General features: G+C 47.8%; 16 protein-coding genes. 6 read left to right on the top strand and 10 right to left on the bottom strand.

Annotated features, from left to right (window positions below):
• Positions 1–21: 21 nt before the first annotated feature.
• On the bottom strand, positions 22–2,772 hold the full coding sequence (locus FTU67_RS03900) for an autotransporter assembly complex family protein (RefSeq protein ID WP_104491595.1): 2,751 nt from the start codon (positions 2,770–2,772) through the stop codon (positions 22–24).
• 177 nt (positions 2,773–2,949) lie between these two features.
• On the opposite strand from FTU67_RS03900, the gene FTU67_RS03895 reads away from it, so the two are divergent.
• The gene (locus tag FTU67_RS03895; RefSeq protein WP_016659084.1) at positions 2,950–4,269 is read left to right on the top strand and encodes an MFS transporter; all 1,320 of its coding nucleotides are present in this window, start codon (positions 2,950–2,952) and stop codon (positions 4,267–4,269) included.
• Positions 4,270–4,273: 4 nt separating this feature from the next.
• Positions 4,274–4,909: a 2-polyprenyl-3-methyl-6-methoxy-1,4-benzoquinone monooxygenase gene (gene coq7, locus FTU67_RS03890; RefSeq protein ID WP_005178679.1), complete on the top strand. Its 636-nt coding sequence runs from the start codon at positions 4,274–4,276 to the stop codon at positions 4,907–4,909.
• 168 nt (positions 4,910–5,077) lie between these two features.
• On the opposite strand, the gene FTU67_RS03885 is transcribed toward coq7, so the two are convergent.
• The 4 genes from FTU67_RS03885 to FTU67_RS03870 all read right to left on the bottom strand — a co-directional run bounded on the left by FTU67_RS03885 (position 5,078) and on the right by FTU67_RS03870 (position 8,102).
• Positions 5,078–5,515: a 2-amino-4-hydroxy-6-hydroxymethyldihydropteridine diphosphokinase gene (locus FTU67_RS03885; protein WP_005178682.1), complete on the bottom strand. Its 438-nt coding sequence runs from the start codon at positions 5,513–5,515 to the stop codon at positions 5,078–5,080.
• Positions 5,472–5,852: a dihydroneopterin aldolase gene (gene folB, locus FTU67_RS03880; protein WP_016659086.1), complete on the bottom strand. Its 381-nt coding sequence runs from the start codon at positions 5,850–5,852 to the stop codon at positions 5,472–5,474. The genes FTU67_RS03885 and folB overlap by 44 nt, the downstream gene beginning before the upstream one ends.
• A gap of 118 nt (positions 5,853–5,970) precedes the next feature.
• Positions 5,971–7,269: an AarF/ABC1/UbiB kinase family protein gene (locus FTU67_RS03875; RefSeq protein WP_180061426.1), complete on the bottom strand. Its 1,299-nt coding sequence runs from the start codon at positions 7,267–7,269 to the stop codon at positions 5,971–5,973.
• A gap of 59 nt (positions 7,270–7,328) precedes the next feature.
• The gene (locus FTU67_RS03870) at positions 7,329–8,102 is read right to left on the bottom strand and encodes a HesA/MoeB/ThiF family protein (RefSeq protein WP_180061425.1); all 774 of its coding nucleotides are present in this window, start codon (positions 8,100–8,102) and stop codon (positions 7,329–7,331) included.
• A gap of 294 nt (positions 8,103–8,396) precedes the next feature.
• On the opposite strand from FTU67_RS03870, the gene FTU67_RS03865 reads away from it, so the two are divergent.
• Positions 8,397–8,897, top strand: coding sequence for a pyridoxamine 5'-phosphate oxidase family protein (locus FTU67_RS03865; RefSeq protein WP_005178694.1), 501 nt, complete (start codon positions 8,397–8,399; stop codon positions 8,895–8,897).
• A 181-nt stretch (positions 8,898–9,078) separates the two neighbouring features.
• Here FTU67_RS03865 and FTU67_RS03860 read toward each other — a convergent pair whose 3' ends face one another.
• The 3 genes from FTU67_RS03860 to FTU67_RS03850 form a co-directional block, all read right to left on the bottom strand.
• The gene (locus FTU67_RS03860; protein ID WP_180061424.1) at positions 9,079–10,719 is read right to left on the bottom strand and encodes an AMP-binding protein; all 1,641 of its coding nucleotides are present in this window, start codon (positions 10,717–10,719) and stop codon (positions 9,079–9,081) included.
• A 298-nt stretch (positions 10,720–11,017) separates the two neighbouring features.
• A complete protein-coding gene (locus tag FTU67_RS03855) occupies positions 11,018–12,154 on the bottom strand; it encodes an acyl-CoA dehydrogenase family protein (protein ID WP_005178699.1) in 1,137 nt (378 codons plus the stop codon).
• 178 nt (positions 12,155–12,332) lie between these two features.
• Positions 12,333–13,103, bottom strand: a complete 771-nt coding sequence (locus tag FTU67_RS03850; RefSeq protein WP_005178702.1) for a 3-hydroxyacyl-CoA dehydrogenase — start codon at positions 13,101–13,103, stop codon at positions 12,333–12,335.
• A 159-nt stretch (positions 13,104–13,262) separates the two neighbouring features.
• Between FTU67_RS03850 and FTU67_RS03845 the strand changes: the two genes are divergently transcribed.
• From FTU67_RS03845 to FTU67_RS03835, 3 genes are all read left to right on the top strand, one after another.
• A complete protein-coding gene (locus tag FTU67_RS03845; RefSeq protein WP_016659091.1) occupies positions 13,263–14,282 on the top strand; it encodes an AraC family transcriptional regulator in 1,020 nt (339 codons plus the stop codon).
• Between the two features lie 223 nt (positions 14,283–14,505).
• Complete coding sequence (locus tag FTU67_RS03840; RefSeq protein ID WP_005178707.1) at positions 14,506–14,856, top strand: hypothetical protein; 351 nt, start codon at positions 14,506–14,508, stop codon at positions 14,854–14,856.
• A gap of 149 nt (positions 14,857–15,005) precedes the next feature.
• Positions 15,006–15,917 (top strand): bestrophin family protein, encoded by a 912-nt coding sequence (locus FTU67_RS03835; RefSeq protein ID WP_005178708.1) that lies wholly within the window; start codon positions 15,006–15,008, stop codon positions 15,915–15,917.
• On the opposite strand, the gene prmC is transcribed toward FTU67_RS03835, so the two are convergent.
• Both prmC and prfA read right to left on the bottom strand, forming a co-directional pair.
• Positions 15,914–16,741 (bottom strand): peptide chain release factor N(5)-glutamine methyltransferase, encoded by an 828-nt coding sequence (gene prmC / locus FTU67_RS03830; protein ID WP_180061423.1) that lies wholly within the window; start codon positions 16,739–16,741, stop codon positions 15,914–15,916. The genes FTU67_RS03835 and prmC overlap by 4 nt on opposite strands.
• A complete protein-coding gene (gene prfA / locus FTU67_RS03825; RefSeq protein ID WP_005178710.1) occupies positions 16,741–17,829 on the bottom strand; it encodes a peptide chain release factor 1 in 1,089 nt (362 codons plus the stop codon). Before prfA ends, prmC begins: the two co-directional genes overlap by 1 nt.
• Positions 17,830–17,903 lie beyond the last annotated feature (74 nt).

Below are 17,903 nucleotides of genomic sequence, written 5' to 3'. Positions count from 1 at the left end.
AGTTCTCTCTAAATCTTAATTTTATAATTGCGAGCCAATAAAGAAATGCAGACGAATTGGATGATTCTCATCCGAAATGCCCGAAGCGACATCGACCCGAATCGGGCCAATTGGTGATGCCCAGCGTACCCCTAAACCGACACTGTATTCGGTCGGATTGCTAAAATCGGCATCATAGGCATTACCAAAATCGCTAAAAATTGCTGCGCGCCAGCCTTCCCTGAATTGATAGTTATATTCCAGTGAGCCCACCCCAAGTGCTTGTCCACCAATTTTAAAGCCATCAATTTGCGGAGACAGGCTCTTAAAGTCAAAACCGCGAATGGTCTGATCCCCACCGGCAAAGTAACGTAGATTATAAGGCACTTTGCTAAAATCTTCGGTCACGATATAACCCAGATCGGCACGACCAACAAACTGATGATCGTTATTTTCACCCAGAGAATAAATAAAACGCCAGCCGGCATTTAAAATTGCCATATCGGCATCGGACAACAGGCTTTCACTGCCGAGTTCAACTTTATAAATCTGCTTGAAACCACGGGTTGGATTCACACGCGGGCTACTGTCGGTGCGCGACAGTTCATAACCAAACAGTAAAGACTGCTGTTCGGTGGAACCATTGCCAATAAAGGCGTCAGGAATCTTGTCAATATCGACCACACCGTTCTGGGTTAAACGGTCCAGACGGTAACGCAGACCATAAGCATGTTGCCAGCTGCCACGCGGATTTTTAATAATCCGGTCGGCGCCGGCCACTGCCGATTCAATTAACAGGTCATTGCCGGCAGAAACATCGCTACGCTCTTCACGCTCATAACCGGCCACCAAAGTAATATAGTCATTCAGTGGATGATTATAGGGAATGCTATAGCGGCCATCTAAAGACTGGCGGATTTCAGATAGTTCCAGGTTGGCATCGAAGGAGTGACCACGACGGTTAACAATGGCCCGGCGATACTGGCCACGTACACGCATTCCGGTATCTGTGCCATAACCGGCACCCACTTCTGCACTGTTCAGCTTGTCGGCGTTCAAAGTCACAATCACCGGAATTTTCTTTTCCAGACGTGCCTGTTCTTTTAGCCGTTCTTCTTCTGACTGCTGGGTTTCCTGTTCGACCCGCAGCTGACGGATGTTTTCATTCTGCTCGGCTTCCTGAGTGCCGGCAAACTGGTCTTCATCCACCACTGACTGGGTCACTTCTTCAGTCGAGCTTAAATCTTTCTGGTCCTGAACCGGCTGGAAGTCTTCAGCGGAAAGTTTGCGCTGATCAACCAGGGCCTGAATATCCGGTGGCAACTCTGTTGGGCGTTCCAGCGGATCGGGACGCATGGTATCGACCAACGTATAGTTAAAATAACGTGAGTTGGTCAGGTTATTGGCCAGACCGTTGACCCGCCAGAAAGTATAATCGGCGCCATCTTCCCACGGCACCATGCTTTCCAGAATATCCATATCCAGAGGAAATTCTTTGCTCGGATCGCTCATCCGGAACTGGGCCGGCCCCAACGTATAACGCTCGCCGGTTTCATAGCGCAGATTAATATCGGCAGTATTTTGCGGCTGCGCCACTTTCACGTCATGCAGGCGCCAATAGCCATCAAAGAAACCGTTATTGGAGGCAGCATCATTAATCCGGGTTTTGGTCTCTTCATACAGACCGTGGTGAAACACATCGCCCACATCCTGATCGGGCAGGACGCGAATTACCTGGAACTGTGCCAGATTCTCACCTGGGCCGCTAAATTCAATATTCTGCTCCTGCACACGCACCGGTGTATTTGGTGTGACCAGAACCCGCACCCGGCTGTCATTCAGCTTTTCAAACTTGAATTCGGCATGATAAAAGCCGACGGCCTGTGCCGCCTGATTAGATAAAGAACGCAGCTGTGGTAAAGCCGAGGGAAAATCGGCAAAAGATTCCTGGGTAAAACTGGACAGTTTGCCGCGCACATTGGCACGCAGATTTTCCAGTGCCGTGGCATAGGCCTCTGCGGAAACTTCACCACTATTTTCGGCGCCGGTAATCACCACATCGGCACTAATCCGGGGCACCCGTGCAGTATTTAACTCACGCGGTGGACGTACCTTATACAGCAAGCGCCGGAAAAACCCCGGTTTATCGGCATCGGCCACTTCTGTATTCAGGCCCAATTCAGTCAGGGTTCGGCCGGAGGTATTCGCTTCCACCACAATCTGGCTGTCGGCGCGAATACTGTCCATGAGCTGGTCGACATTGACCGGAGACTGGTTAATTTCAGCCAGTTCCTGCTGGGTGGCATCATTAATTAGTACTTCAGTATTCTGCTCGGCGCGATACTGGCGTGCTTCCTGTTTGGCCTGTTCAGCGATCTGGAAAATTTCTGCGGCCATATTGGCATCGACCGGCATTACCGGTAAATCATCCAGATTTTCCAGTTCAATTGGCTGAAACGCGGCTATCGGTTCACTGCTATTTTGCTGCTGTTGCAACATCTCCAGACTGTCCGGCTCAGTGCTGGACGCCTGAAAATTTTCAATTTTTTCTAATTCTTCAGGGGTATCTTTACCCTGGCTAAGCGCCAGATCGCGAATTTCCTGTTTCATGTCGGCGGATGCGACCGGATCGCTCGCAGGTTCTGTCACTGCGGGAGGATTTTGACTAAAGCCCTGCTGTGCGACTAAACTTAAAAAGATGCTCAGACAAAGTTGTCTGGAATGCCTCCACTGAATTATGGCATGCATACTGTTAGACAGCGCAGACTTTTTAAAAGTTCGGTTCACAAGCATAGAAAACTCTAAATTTAATCTTTTTAATGGAAAAATCCGCAATGAAATGTTCGCTAACAGACTCTAATTTATTGGATTTTTTCAACAGTGAAAACACTGCAAAATATCATACATGATTTTCGGGCAATTATATCAATTGGTCACATTTCTTAATAAAACTAATGAAGTCCACTTCTTATGGAAAAAAATGAAAATTTGCTAGCCACACGACGCTTCTTGCCCATGTTCTGTACCCAGTTTCTGGGCGCGCTGAATGACAACGTGTTTAAGCAGGCTTTGCTGCTGGTGATTACCTATGGCTGGATCAGTCAGCAATCTGGCAGTATCAGCACCCTGAATAATCTGGCAGCACTGCTGTTCATTTTGCCCTATTTTATTTTCTCGGCCACAGCCGGACAAATTGCCGATAAATATGAACGCTCGCAGCTGGTGCGTTATTTAAAACTGCTGGAAATTGCGGTGATGTTACTGGCCACGGTCGGCTTCCTGATTGGCAACTTATGGTTGCTGATGTTTGCCCTGTTTTTAATGGGTACCCAATCGACCTTTTTTGGTCCCATCAAATATGCGATTTTGCCAGAAATCCTGAAACCGAATGAGTTGATGTCGGGAAATGCGCTGTTCCAGTCCGGCACCTCAATTGCCATTCTGGTCGGGATGATTCTAGGCGGCGCGGTGATTTCCCTCTCCGCTGGTAATTTACTCTGGATCAGCCTGACCGTGCTGGCTATTGCCGTGGTCGGTTATCTTGCCAGCCGTTTTATTTTAAAACAGCCGATTGCTGCACCGCAGTTACAGGTGGACTGGAACTTTTTCCGTACCAGTATTCAAACCTTAAAATATGCCAAAAACCTGCCGCTGATTTTTCTGATTTTACTCGGTAATTCCTGGTACTGGTTTTACGGCGCGACGTATCTGACCCAAATTCCGCAGCTGACCCAGCAAAATCTGCATGCTTCTGAAAATGTGGTCAGCTTATTGCTAACTTTCTTCTCGGTCGGGATTGGTGTCGGCTCATTACTCTGTCGTAAAATTGGCGGTACCGAGGTAAATATCAAGATGGTGCCGATTGGTGCAGTCGGTTTAACCGTATTTGCATTTTATCTGGCCGCCGCCCTGGCCTTTGTACCACCACAAACTGGTGAACTACTGGGCTTAAGCGAAGTCTTTCAGCAAGGCTGGAGTTATTATCATGTGATGCTGGCCGTGACCTTGCTCGGTATTAGTGGCGGTTTTTATATTGTGCCCCTATATGCCATGATGCAGGCCTATTCACCGCGCTCGCATCGTGCCCGGGTGGTGGCAGCCAATAACATTTTAAATGCGATTTTTATGGTTTCTTCAGCCATCTTCTCGATTATTATTTTAAGCGTGCTGCAAATTGACCTTAAAATTCTGTTTTGCATTACTGCTGTTTTAAGCGCCATATTCACCATCTGGCTCTTGTTTAAACTCAAGTCTATGCTTGATACTGCAGCAGACCCTCTGGAGGATTAAATTCATGCGTCATTACACCGGTCTCGACAAGTTTATTCATTCATTTGATCAGGCCTTACGCAGCCTGGTTCCGGGTGTCACCTCGGCTCAGCGCGATAATCCTGGGCAAAATACTCCAACTCAATTAGCAGTGAGTGAAGCGCGTCATGTGGCGGGATTAATGCGGGTCAATCATAGTGGTGAAGTTTGTGCGCAGGCGCTGTATCATGGTCAGGCACTGACAGCGAAGCTCCCGAATGTACGCCGCGAAATGGAACAGGCCGCCATTGAAGAACAGGATCATTTGGCCTGGTGTGAAGACCGTTTAAAAGAACTGGATAGCCATACCAGCCTGCTCAATCCGGTCTGGTACGGACTATCTTTTGGCATGGGCGCTATTGCCGGAATTGCCGGAGACAAATATAGCTTAGGTTTTGTCGCTGAAACTGAGCGTCAGGTCAGCCTGCATTTAGAAGATCATATTCGTCAATTGCCAGCACATGATGAACGCTCGCGCAAAATTCTGGAACAAATGAACGAGGATGAGCTGCATCATCGTGATACGGCGCTAAATGCAGGCGGGGTTGATCTCCCTGCGCCTGTACGTATTGCTATGACCGGTATTTCAAAACTGATGACCAAGACCAGTTATTATATTTAAGCGTTTTATCTTCATCATGTTTGATGAAAGATTCCAAAAACAGCCTGCATCCTCGCAGGCTGTTTTATCATGCGTGTGCAAGCTTAAGTAAAATCAACACGACCAATTTATCTACTTAATTTAAAAAGCCCGGTATAAAACCGGGCTTGCTGATGCGTCATGTCATCTTCACGCTGAACATTGAATTACAGGAAATGGATGGGGCTGGTGGGCAAATGCCGCATTGTGCCACAGCTCGAACATCGGGATTTTTACATCCAGAGCCAGCGGTAATTTTTTCGGATTAAATTGCATTTGCTCCAGGCTTGTCCCCCAAGCAATTAAATCCACATCTAAACTGATTTGATGTGAAGGTCGTACCCGCCCGGAATCTGCTTCTAACTGTTTTAGCAAGGCCAGAATCTGCTCGACACTGTGTTCACTCTTGAGCAGACAGGCGGCATTCCAGTAATCCGCACCAATCCCATCCCGGCACGGAATCAGATAAATCGAGGAACACTGCAAACGCCCCAAACGCGACAGCGCAGCAAATGCCTGTTGAAAATGCTGTTCAGGATGAGAATTACTCGCCAGTGCTAGGGCGAAAATCGTTTCGGTGGCGTTCAAGACGAATTCCTACAGATTGGGCTTGCGGGATAATGGCAGGCTTGCGGATGCTAATCATAATCGATTCAACTGTAGGATAGTGAGCAAAAAGTGCATCCAGCACCAGCTTTGCTGCATGTTCAATCAATTTTGGCTGAGCGGCCTGAATCACTTGCGCAGAAATTTCGCAAATTTCGGCATAGTTCAGGGTATCTTCCAGTTCATCAGAACAGGCAGCCTGCTCCAGACTGCACTGAATGCTTAAGTCCAGCAGCAAAGGCTGGATAATCTGACGCTCCCAGTTAAAACAGCCCACCACTGTTTCGACCTTTAAGCCTTCAATAATAATTGCGTCCATCGGATTACTCGGGCGTGTATAACATGAATCATCGCCTGCCTGCTACATTAGCATCACGTGTCACTTTGCGATGTAGCAGCAACAGCTTGTTATATAAAAGCTGGGCGATGTCTATAAATTAATGTTTGAGCAGCAGATTTGGGTCCATACTTTGTACCATCTGCAAGCGCTGGTCGGCATAAATGTCTGTATACGGCGCCAGGATACGCATGAAACGGTCAAAGTACAGCATTTGCTTGAACAGCAGCGCGAAATCACGCGGGAAACGGATGCCATGACGTTCACCAACCGCCACCATATCCATCATGATGTCATTTAAATCGGCCGGATTTGAACTGAGGATTTCCTGTGGATCGGCCAGCAGTACACCACTAAACAGACGTTCCAAATCTTGCGCCAGCACTTGGGTGTTAATCTGGGTATCGGTCATGCCCATTTTCAGCATGTTTTCCGCCATCAGCGTGTAGTCGGTATTCTGCAAGGCATCCATAAAGGCGATACAAGCGGTCCAGACTTCCGGCTTCAGCTGCCCGACAATCCCAAAATCAATAAAACCGACGCGGCCATCTTCCAGCAACATCAGGTTGCCGGCATGCAGGTCGGCATGGAAACTGTTACACATCATCAGGCTGCCAAACCAGGTATTCATGGCGGTAATTAACACCTGCGACGGGTCTTTGGCATACTGTTTTACCACTTCAAAATCGGTTAAAGGCACCCCGAAAAGACGCTGCATGGTCAACACCCGGCGAGTGGAATACTGATGATAAACCTTCGGCGCTGTTGCAGCCTGATTCTGGGTCAGGTTCAGATAATTGACAAAATCATCCAGGTTTTTGGCTTCTTCAATAAAGTCGACTTCGCGCACCATACGGACTTTAATTTCTTCGACAATATCGGCCAGAGAGGCGAATTTTACTTTTGGTACGGCTTTTTCCAGCAGCTTTGTGGCCCAGTGCAGCACATTCAGGTCAGTATATAAAATGGTTTCCACACCCGGTTTCTGGACTTTAATCACCACATCTTCGCCCGAGACCAGCTTGGCAGCATGCACCTGGGCAATGGAAGCCGAAGCTAGCGGGGTTTCATCAATCGAGGCAAAAATTTCGCCTAAATCACGCCCGGTGAATTCTGAAGCCAGCACCTGCTGTACATAGCTAAACGGCAATGATGGAGTTTGATCTAAACAGCCCTGAAACTCTTCCACATACTCACGTGGAAACAAGGACGGCGTGCTGGCAATAAACTGTCCCAGCTTGATATAGGTTGAACCGAGCGATTCAAAGGTTTCACGCATCAGTTTGGCATTGCTGGGTTTTTCAGTCGCATATTTCAGGCCGGCTTTGGCCGCCACGACCGCCGTTTCGCCCATACGCGCCACGGAACGAAGGCCATCTAACCAGATATTGTTTTTCATAATGTCTTCGATGAAATTAAATTTGAGTCAGTGTAGCAAAAAATTGATGTCAGATAGATTTATCTTGCCTGACAGCATGGGCAATTTCGGTCTTTTTCAAACGCCAGCAGGCGCTGTTTTAAACTCAGCCCATCCCAGAGCAGCAGCTTCTGTTTTAACGCAGCAATTCCCAGACCTAAATAGATCAAGGTATGATGCGCCTGTAAACTGGCCATCACATTCGGAGTCGTGGCCAGCACACCAGAATCGGCGCAGCGCAGGCTTTCATTGGCCTGATCTTCTTTTGGAAACAGGCATTCATAGCAGGCCGAATCACCTTCTACCATAAACAACTGGCCCTGAAAACCAATGGCCGAGGCACTAATCAGCGCCACCTGATGCTGCACACAAACACGGTTGACCAGATAGCGGGTACTGAAATTATCGCAGCCATCCAAAACCAGATCCTGCTGGGCAATCAGTTCGGCGGCATTGCTGTCATCCAGTTTGGCTGTGATGGCATGTACCTGAATATACGGATTAATCTTTTGCAGACGCTTGGCCAGAATGTCGGCCTTATAGAAGCCTAAATCTTCTGCGCTATAGGCAATTTGACGTTGCAAATTACTGATTTCAATCGTATCGGCATCAATGAGGGTGATTTTTCCGACCCCGGCGCGCGCCAACAGTTCAGCACTGCTACAGCCGATACCGCCACAGCCGACAATCAGCACATTGGCCAGTTTTAATTTTTCCTGCGCTTCGATATCCCAGCCATCCAGCAAAATCTGGCGACTATATAAATGCATTTCTGCATCGCTCAGTTCCTGCCAGTTATCCTCAAGTGTCACCATTTATCTTCCTGTTTTTTGCTGGCTATAGTGTAATTCGATTGATTTTTTTTAACAGCCTTACCCACTGTTTTTTCGGTGTTCGCCGCCCTTCGTTTTATGTATAACCTCTTGGTCTGGATGATATGTAAACAACTGTCTTGCCTGATGCGCTTTTGTTGAGCGCAGATATTGTTTTACCCTGAATCTGTATGAGTTAGGTGAGACCGCTACGCGAAGCACAAAAATCGTTTTACTCTGCTTGTGAATGAGTTCTTTTGCGTAAAAGCGCATTTACTGACATCAGGAGCAAAGCACATGAACGATCAACATAACCGCGACAAATTATGGGAACTGATTAAAGATGTACGCTTCACCATGATCAGTCACCACACCGAAACCCAAGAAATTCATGCACAGCCAATGACCATGCTCAATTCTGAAAAGCTGCATGAACGTCAGAATTTGTATTTTATTTTGCGTGACAGCAATGATCTGGTTACAGCAGTGACCAGCGGCCGTAACCAGATTGGTCTGGCGTTCTCCAAACCCTCAGACGGGATTTATGTGTCGATGAGTGCACATGCGCAAATCAGTACAGATCGTGCCCTGATTGATCAGCTCTGGAATCCATGGGCGGAAAACTGGTTTAACGGCAAGGATGATCCTTCGGTGCGTGTTCTGGTGGCAGAAGCGATTAGTGCCGAATACTGGAATGTCACCGACAATAAAGTCACCCAGTTATTTAAAGTACTGAAAGGCAATCTGACCGGTAAAACTGGTGAACCCAATTCTGAACACCAGAAAATGGATTTATAACAGCCACATATACGCCTTGAAATAGCCATAAAAAAAGTCACGCTTTGACCTGTATTTTGCAGATTCTTGCGTGACTTTTTATAGATAAAAATAAAACTGATAAAAATCAATATCAAGAAACCAAATGTAATGACATACAAATTACATAAATTAAATAATTTTAATTGTCTTCTATCTCCTCTTAACTGACTTTTTCCAACAGTATCTGTTTATCAATTTCCTGCTGCTTAAGGATATTGCGTTGAATCTTGCCGCTGGAGGTTTTGGGTAAAGCCTCGACAAATTCAATCTCTTTCGGATAAGCATGTTTGGATAAACGTGAACGCACATAATGCTGTAGTTTTTGTTCCAGTGCCGGACTTGCAGCAAATTGTGCTTTTAGCACCACAAAGGCTTTAACGATTTCAGTACGCGCCGGGTCCGGTTTACCCACCACGGCTGATTCCAGCACTTCCTCGCATTCCAGCAAGGTGCTTTCGACATCAAACGGTCCGACCCGATAGCCCGAAGTTGTAATGACATCGTCTGCACGCCCAATAAAATCAATTCCGCCCAGCTCATTTAAACGCACCGTATCACCAGTTAAATAGTACTGGCCCACAAAGGATTTACGGTTATGTCCGGCATAGCCTTTAAACCACATTAATGGAGATTGTGATTCATCCAGCGCCAGCGTGCCAATTTCACCCGCGGCAACTTCCTGATGCTGTGCATTTAACACCGCAAAACGATGTCCCGGAATGGCATAACCGGCCGAGCCCACTTTTTTGTGATGTTCCAGCGCATGATGATTGGCAATCACCATGCCCAGTTCAGTTTGTCCGTACTGATCGTAAACATTGACCTCGAAATCCTGTTTAAACCAGTGAATAACTTCTGGGGTTAGTGGCTCACCGGCACTGCTGACCACGCGCAAGGTTTTAGGTACACCGGCAAATTTTTCTTTAAAGCCAAAGAACATACGAAAGGCTGTTGGCGAACCGGCCAAATTGCTGACCTGATATTTTTGAATGACTTCCAGTGCATGATCGACACTAAATGGTCGTTCATCCATGATAATACTATGCCCCAGACTGAGCGGCCCGGTAATGCCATAATACAACCCATATGCCCAGCCCGGATCGGCCAGATTCCAGAACGAATCTTCAGCACGTAAATCGACCGCATACTGCATATAACCTTTAAAGGCCAGCAAGGCTTTTAAAGGCACCGGCACCGATTTTGCCAGACCCGTGGTACCGGAAGTAAACATCATCAGGAAGTCATCTTCAAAGCTGCGCAGTACCGGCTCAAAACTGGCAGAATGCTGATTCAGCTGCTGCCAGAAATCGGCATCACCTGTTCCAGCCGCTTCAGCACCGACGGTTAATATACCAATCTGCTGCAATGAACTGAGTTTGGCGCGTTGCTCGGTATGGGTCACAATAAAGCGGGTATTGGCAGCCTCCAGCCGGTGTTCAATCGCTTTCGATTCAAAGGCTGTAAATAGCGGCTGATAGACCGCGCCCATCCGCCAGGTGGCCAATACGGTAATCAGCAATTCCGGAGTTCTTGGCAGCAGACCGGCAATACAGTCGCCTGCTTTTAAACCCATGGCCTGAAAATAATTGGCCAGCTTGCCTGAAGCCTCAGCCAGCTGATCAAAGCTCCAACGAGCTGATTCACCCTGCTTACCTTCCCAGATCAAAGCGGTGTGCTGCTGTCCAGAATATCGGCCACAGCATTCGGTATAGGCATTCAGTGCCTGTGCCGTTCCCTGTAACTGGGTAGCAATCAGTTGTTCCAAATTAAAATCTTGATAGGCGTCTTGCAACGTTTTCATGGGGGCAACCTCTTATCCTTCGGGGCGATTGATCTGCAAAAACATCCGTATTGCAGAACGTGTTCCTTGTTGTTTTCATGCCATCGGGCTGATGGTCTGCAGTCCATCCGACTGCAGGGTTATTTCTTATACGGCTATTTTTAGATTGTACCCATGCAAAGCGGTCTTCACATGGGAGATGGGTTAGATGATGAATAACATCTTATGCTTCAGTTCAGCATAAGGAGGGCACCACTGCAATTTCCATTGGCCTCAATCGTGATGCCGTGTTTGGACATATTGCTGTATCAACGCCGGTTTAAGACTGGGTCACAGCCCGGGCAATCACCAAACGCTGAATATCCGAAGCGCCTTCATAAATCTGGCTAACCCGAACATCGCGGTAAATCCGTTCTACCGGGAAGTCGGACACATAACCATAACCGCCATGAATCTGGATGGCATCGGAGCAGACGCGCTCTGCCATGGTTGAAGCAAACAGTTTGGCCATCGAAGCCTCTTTTAAACACGGTAAACCGGCATCTTTTAAGCTGGCTGCATGCAAAATCAACTGACGCGCCGCTTCAATTTGCGTGGCCATATCGGCCAGACGAAAAGCCACTGCCTGATGTTGCACGATCTCAACCCCAAAGGCTTTACGTTCATTGGCATATTCCACCGCGGCATCTAAAGCGGCACGCGCCATCCCCACCGATTGGGCGGCAATTCCGATCCGGCCTGATTCCAGATTGGACAAGGCAATTTTGTAGCCTTCGCCTTCCTGACCCAGCAGATGATCAGCCGGAATACGACATTGATCCAATACAATGGTCGCCGTATCGGAACAATGCTGACCCATTTTGTCTTCTAAGCGCGACACGATATATCCGGGGTTCTCGGTCGGGACCAAAAAGCAGGAAATGCCTTTTTTGCCAGCAGATTTATCGGTCACAGCAAAGACCAAAGCCAGCTGCGCATGTTTACCGGTGGTAATAAACTGCTTGGTGCCATTTAATATCCAACTGTCACCATCACGTTCAGCCTTGCATTCGATGGCACTGGCATCGGAACCGACTTGCGGTTCGGTCAGGCAAAAACAGCCTAACCATTCACCGGTCGCCAGTTTGGTCAGATAATGCTGTTTTTGCGCTTCAGTGCCATAACGCTGAATGATGCCGCACGGTAAAGAGTTTTGCACACTCACAATCGTCGAAATCGCACCATCTCCTGCGGCAATTTCCTCTAAAGCCAGCACCAGCGAGATATAATCCAGACCGGCACCACCCCACTGTTCCGATACAGTCATACCCAGTGCACCTAAAGCGCCCAGCTCTTTCAGTTCCTGTGCCGGAAACTGTGCGGTTTTATCGCGTTCGGCCGCGGTCGGTTTCAATTTCTCCTGCGCATAGCTACGCATCATGTCCTGAACCATTTTTTGTTGTTCATTTAAAATCATTGCTTTCTCGTTCTCATTACGTTGGATTCGGCTGAAGTACGCTGGCTGATCTAAAAACTTGGGGGATGGTCTAGCTGCAGCATCAGCACGACAACCAGACCAGATGGGTTTATCTTATTTTTATTTACTTAGGCTATTTATTTAACCCAGCAAAGGGCTGCTTTTTTAAGCATTGTACTTATTTAGGCTGCATCCGGATCGCACCATCCAGACGAATCACCTCACCATTCAAATAGCCATTTTCAAAAATCTGTCCTACCAACTGGGCAAATTCATGTGGCTTAGCCAGACGCGGTGGATATGGCACCATCTGCCCCAAAGCATCCTGCACATGCTGTGGAAAGGCTTTCAGCATTGGTGTTTCCATAATCCCCGGTGCAATGGTCATCACGCGGATCGATTCACGGGCCAGTTCACGCGCTAGCGGCAAGGTCATCGCCACAATCGCACCTTTGGACGCAGAATAGGCCGCCTGACCAATCTGTCCTTCATACGCCGCCACTGAAGCCGTATTGACAATTACACCGCGCTCTTCTTCACCAGCTTGCAGTTGATATTTGGCCATCAGCTGCGCAGCAAAACGAATCATGTTAAAGCTGCCACTGACATTAATGTCCAGCACTTTCTGGAACATGCTTAAGCTATGTAAGCCTTCTTTGCCCAGCACTTTGGCTGAAGGTGCGATGCCGGCACAGTTGACCAGACCATTTAACTGGCCATAGTGCTGCTCAATCTCGGCAAAGAATTGCTCTACCGCGGCTTCATCGGTCACATCCAGCGCCTTAAACTGGGCTTTTTCACCCAATTGCTGTGCCATTTGCGTACCCAGCTCCTGATTCATATCGACCAGAATGACATTGGCCCCCTGCTCCACCAGATACTGTGCAGTAGCAGCGCCCAAACCAGATGCACCACCGGTAACCACACATACTTTTCCTTGAATCTTCATTTTATTTTCCCAAATAGTTTTGTTATCAATGACACATACTCGACTTAAGATGCAGAGTAATCAGACTCCAGCTTGAGTACAATTTCCAAATACAGCATCCTGCATGATGCCTTTGAACAATAGCATTTTTAACATAATTCTAAATTGAATAGACACGCGATGACGCCATCCCATTTGCATTATAGTAAAGGCACCATTTCTATTGCACTGGTGCATGAAGCACTGCAAGCCGCCCAGCAGCAAGGGGTGGAAATTCACTCCATTCTGACCCGGGCCGGTATTCCGCTGGAGCTGATGCATTCGGCCAAAGCGCGGGTGTCGGTGCTGCAATATGGGCAGCTGTGGATTGCCCTGGCCGATGCCATGAATGATGAGTTTTTTGGTATGGACAGCCATCCGCTGCGCCGTGGCAGTTATCGTTTATTGTCCAAATGGGTCTACTCTGCCGATACCATTGAAACCGCACTGAAAGAGATTCTAAAGTTTTTCAACCTGATTCTGGATGATCTGCGCGGGGAACTGCAGCTCAACAAAGATGCTGCTGTGCTGACCCTTCATGATCGGGCGCAGCCCAAAGCCATGTTCAGTTATGCGACTTATTTAATGCTGGTGCATAGCCTGATCTGCTGGCTCAGTGGACAGCGCATTGCCATTCAAAAAATCGAACTAAAATGCCCGGCTCCAAGCGATGATGCAGATTATCGGGTGCGCTTTTGTGAAAACATTCGCTATGAACAACCCGACAACCGAATCTATTTTGATGCGCAGGCTTTGGGTCTAAAAATCAAGCAAGATGAGCGCAGCTGGAAACGCTTTTTACAGCAAACCCCGTATAACCTGCTGGTGCGTTTTAAAAATCCGCATGCGTTAAGCACGATGATTCGCAAACAACTGATGCAGCGTCCGCCAAGTGAATGGCTGGAACTGCATGAACTGACCCGACAACTGAATATGTCAGGCGCCACTTTTCAGCGCCGTTTAAAACAGGAAGGTACCAGCTATCAGCAACTGAAAAATGAAATCCGCCGCGATACCGCGATTGAACTACTCTCGAAAACCGAGCTATCGCTACAAGATATTAGTGAACGGCTGAATTTTCATGATCCAAGTGCCTTTCACCGAGCCTTTAAAAAGTGGACTGGCTTAAATCCGGGGGCCTACCGGCAGAATCAAAGCTAGCCGTTATTTATGCTGATATTTTTAACTCAGAACTTTTAAATATAAGTTGCAATATGAAGCACTTGGCATTTCAAGTGCAGTATTTGAACCGGTCATTCATCGTAACAGCATTGCCAATCACACCAAAATAGATTAATTTTCGCTCAATTTATCGCATAGATTCTATGCAATTTTGGCTGTAATCCCTCCTCCTCCTTGTTGTACTCCATCTTTAGAGGTTCCCATGCTTAAGATGATTGATGTGCTTGCACAAAATCTGGTTCAAAATTTTAATCACGCACTTTCTACTCCTTCAGAGCAACTTGATGAATTGCTGAATCAAGGCATTCTCAACACCTCTGAAGATCAGTTACGTAATGCGATGGCGGCATTTTTTGATCGTGAAGATGCGCTAGAAGCGGCACAAGCCTTAGATATTCCTCAGGAAGATCTGCACGCCTTACAAGCAGGCTTAGCACTTAAAGATGAAAACCTGAGCGAAACGGCAAAAATTGTAGCGCTGTGTCTGGCTTTAGAAACCGATAGCCTGGCTCAGGTGGAAGTATCTGACTGTCTGCAAGATTATCCAATGTAAATCTTGAGCAGTTACCCAACGCCTTATTCAAGTGACGCTACGGCGTCACTTTTTTTGACTGGATTATACTGAATCATCCCAACGTATACGGCTTGCATTGCCTTGTCCGGCTATGGAACACTACGGCTGAGCATCCGCGCAGAAGCACTATGATTATTCGGGATAAAAGCAACAGTTTCGCATTACTTTTTGCATGGTCAGGCACCATCTTGCCCAAGGTCATGCCGGCCTTAATGATGGTGGTGTTCATTTCCACCGTGCTGGTCTATCTGTCCTCGCATCATTATGTACAGGCGCCGGCCGTGCCCGCGATTGGCTTTACCATTTTCGGGGTTATCCTGTCGATTTTCCTCAGTTTCAGAAATACTGCCAGTTATGAACGCTGGTGGGAAGGCCGCAAATTATGGGGGCAGCTGATTGCCACCTCACGCCATCTTGCCCGTGATTCCTATGTGTTGCCGCCCGCCGAACGTCAGGTGCTGATGTATCGGGTAATGCTGTTTAGCAATTTACTGAAAAACCGGCTGCGCACCCAGAATGAGCCGATTGATTTTTATCATAACAAGGTCAATTTAAGCCCGGCCGATTATCAGGCGCTGTTTGGGCATATTAATGCCGCCCAGTTTATTCTGGAACAGATTCAGAAAGATCTGGTCAAGGCCCTGCACAGCGGCGAACTGTCAGATATTGTCTATCATGGCCTGAACAAGCACATTATCAGCTTAGGGGATATTCAGGCCGGTTGTGACCGGATTCTGACCACACCTTTGCCGTTTTCGTATTCGGTATTGCTACACCGCACCGTGTACTGTTTCTGCTTTATTCTGCCTTTTAGTTTAGAGGCGAATTTAGGTATCTGGACCCCCATTCTGGTGGGATTGATTGCCTATCTGTTTTTGGGCTTGGATGCCTTAAGCGAACAGCTGGAAGAACCGTTTGGCCTGCAAGACAATGACCTGCCACTGAGTGCCATGGTCCGGCTAATCGAACGGGAAATGCTGAGTGCCTTGGGTGAAGAATTACCTCCGGCCATTCAGGCGATTAAAGGCAACCTGACTTAATCGCCGAGTTGGCCGATAGTCACCCGATCATTACCGCCATAATCCAGAATGGTGCGTACCGCAACAAAACCGGCATCGTTAAAGATATTTTGCACAGCTACTGCCTGATCATAACCATGCTCTACAGCAATCCAGCCTTGCGGTTTTAACCAGTGCTTGCCTTGCTGAATAATAATCTCAAGATCAGATAAGCCCTGCTTGGCCGCCACTAAGGCCCGTTCAGGTTCGGTGGCCAAATCTTTCATATGTACATCATCAGCCGCAATATACGGTGGATTCGACACAATCAGATCAAACCTCGGCTCGGCAGGAACGCCTAAAGCAGCAAACCAGGCGCCCAGCTTAAACTCTACCCGCTCCAAGTTATGCGTCTGCGCATTTTCTTTGGCAACCGCCAGAGTCGGCGGATAAATATCGGTTGCAGTCACCTGCCAATCCGGACGTTCCGATGCCAAGGCCAAGGCAATCGCACCGGTGCCGGTACCCAAGTCGATAATCGCCGCTTGTGCCGGTAAATCCAGTTGCAAACAGCTTTCTACCAGTACTTCGGTATCTGGTCTTGGCACCAGGGTATCTGGTGTGACTTTTAAATCCAGTGTCCAGAATGGCTGTGAACCGGTGACATAGGCCAAGGGTTCCCCTGCTTCAATCCGGGCAATACCCGCAAGATATTGCTGTTCCTGTTCTGGGCTTAGCTCACGATCGGCCTGATATTTCAGCGCCAAGGCAGATAAACCTAGAATATGCTCCAGTAGCCAGAGATTTTCCTGACGTTCGTAGCTGTCTACTACGCCACGAATGGCCAGTGCATCGGCAATTTTCATTAGCCACCATTTTGCTGGGCAAGTAAAGCCAGCTGATCGGCCTGATATTCACGGTGCAGGCTGTCCAGCAATTCGGTTAAATCACCTTCCATCACTGCATCTAACTTATATAAAGTTAAGTTAATACGATGATCGGTCATCCGCCCTTGCGGATAGTTATAGGTGCGAATACGCTCGGAACGGTCACCGGAACCGACCAAGTCACGACGCATTTCCGAAGTGGCAGCATCTGCTGCAGCACGTTTGGCATTTTCCAGACGTGAGGCCAATAAGGCCATGGCTTTGGCTTTGTTCTTGTGCTGCGAACGTTCTTCCTGACATTCCACTACCGTTCCGGTTGGAATATGGGTAATACGCACCGCAGAGTCAGTTTTGTTGACGTGCTGACCACCAGCACCCGACGCGCGGTAGGTATCAATACGTAAATCTGCCGGGTTAATATCCACCGTGGTATCGACATCAATTTCAGGCAAAATAGCCACGGTACAGGCGGACGTATGTACACGGCCTTGCGATTCAGTTGCCGGAACACGCTGGACACGATGTGCGCCACTTTCAAATTTCAGGCGGCCATAGACCCCGTCACCATTAACCAGACAAATCACTTCTTTATAGCCGCCGTGTTCGCCTTCGTTTTCTGACAGCACTTCAATACGCCAGCCTTGAGATTCGGCATATTTGCTGTACATGCGGAATAAATCGCCGGAGAAAATTGCTGCTTCATCACCACCGGTGCCGGCACGAATTTCCAGATAGGCCGAGTTGGCATCATTCGGATCTTTAGGAATCATCAGGATGTTTAAATCCGCTTCCAGCTGTTCAATCAGTGCCTTGTTTTCCTTGATCTCTTCCTGCGCCATCTCTTTAAAGTCAGGATCGGACAGCATTGCTTCAGCCGTTTCAATATCGGCTTCGGCCTGGGTATATTTGCCCCAGACTTCGGTAATTTCGCTCAGGTCATTGTGTTCGCGCGACAGCTGGCGAAAGCGTTTGTTATCGGAAATGACTTCAGCATCGGCCAAGAGTGCTGTTAATTCTTCGTGACGGTCAGAAAGTTGATCTAATCGTAAACGTAACGATTCTTTCATTGTGCAAATTATCTCAATATACAGGCTGTCGCCCTAATTCAATAAGGCCAGCGAAATCAAAAAATTGCCATAGT

The sequence above is a fragment of the Acinetobacter sp. YH12132 genome (genome assembly GCF_013418645.1).
Lineage (GTDB): Bacteria > Pseudomonadota > Gammaproteobacteria > Pseudomonadales > Moraxellaceae > Acinetobacter > Acinetobacter indicus.
This window is presented reverse-complemented; position numbering and strand designations above follow the sequence as displayed.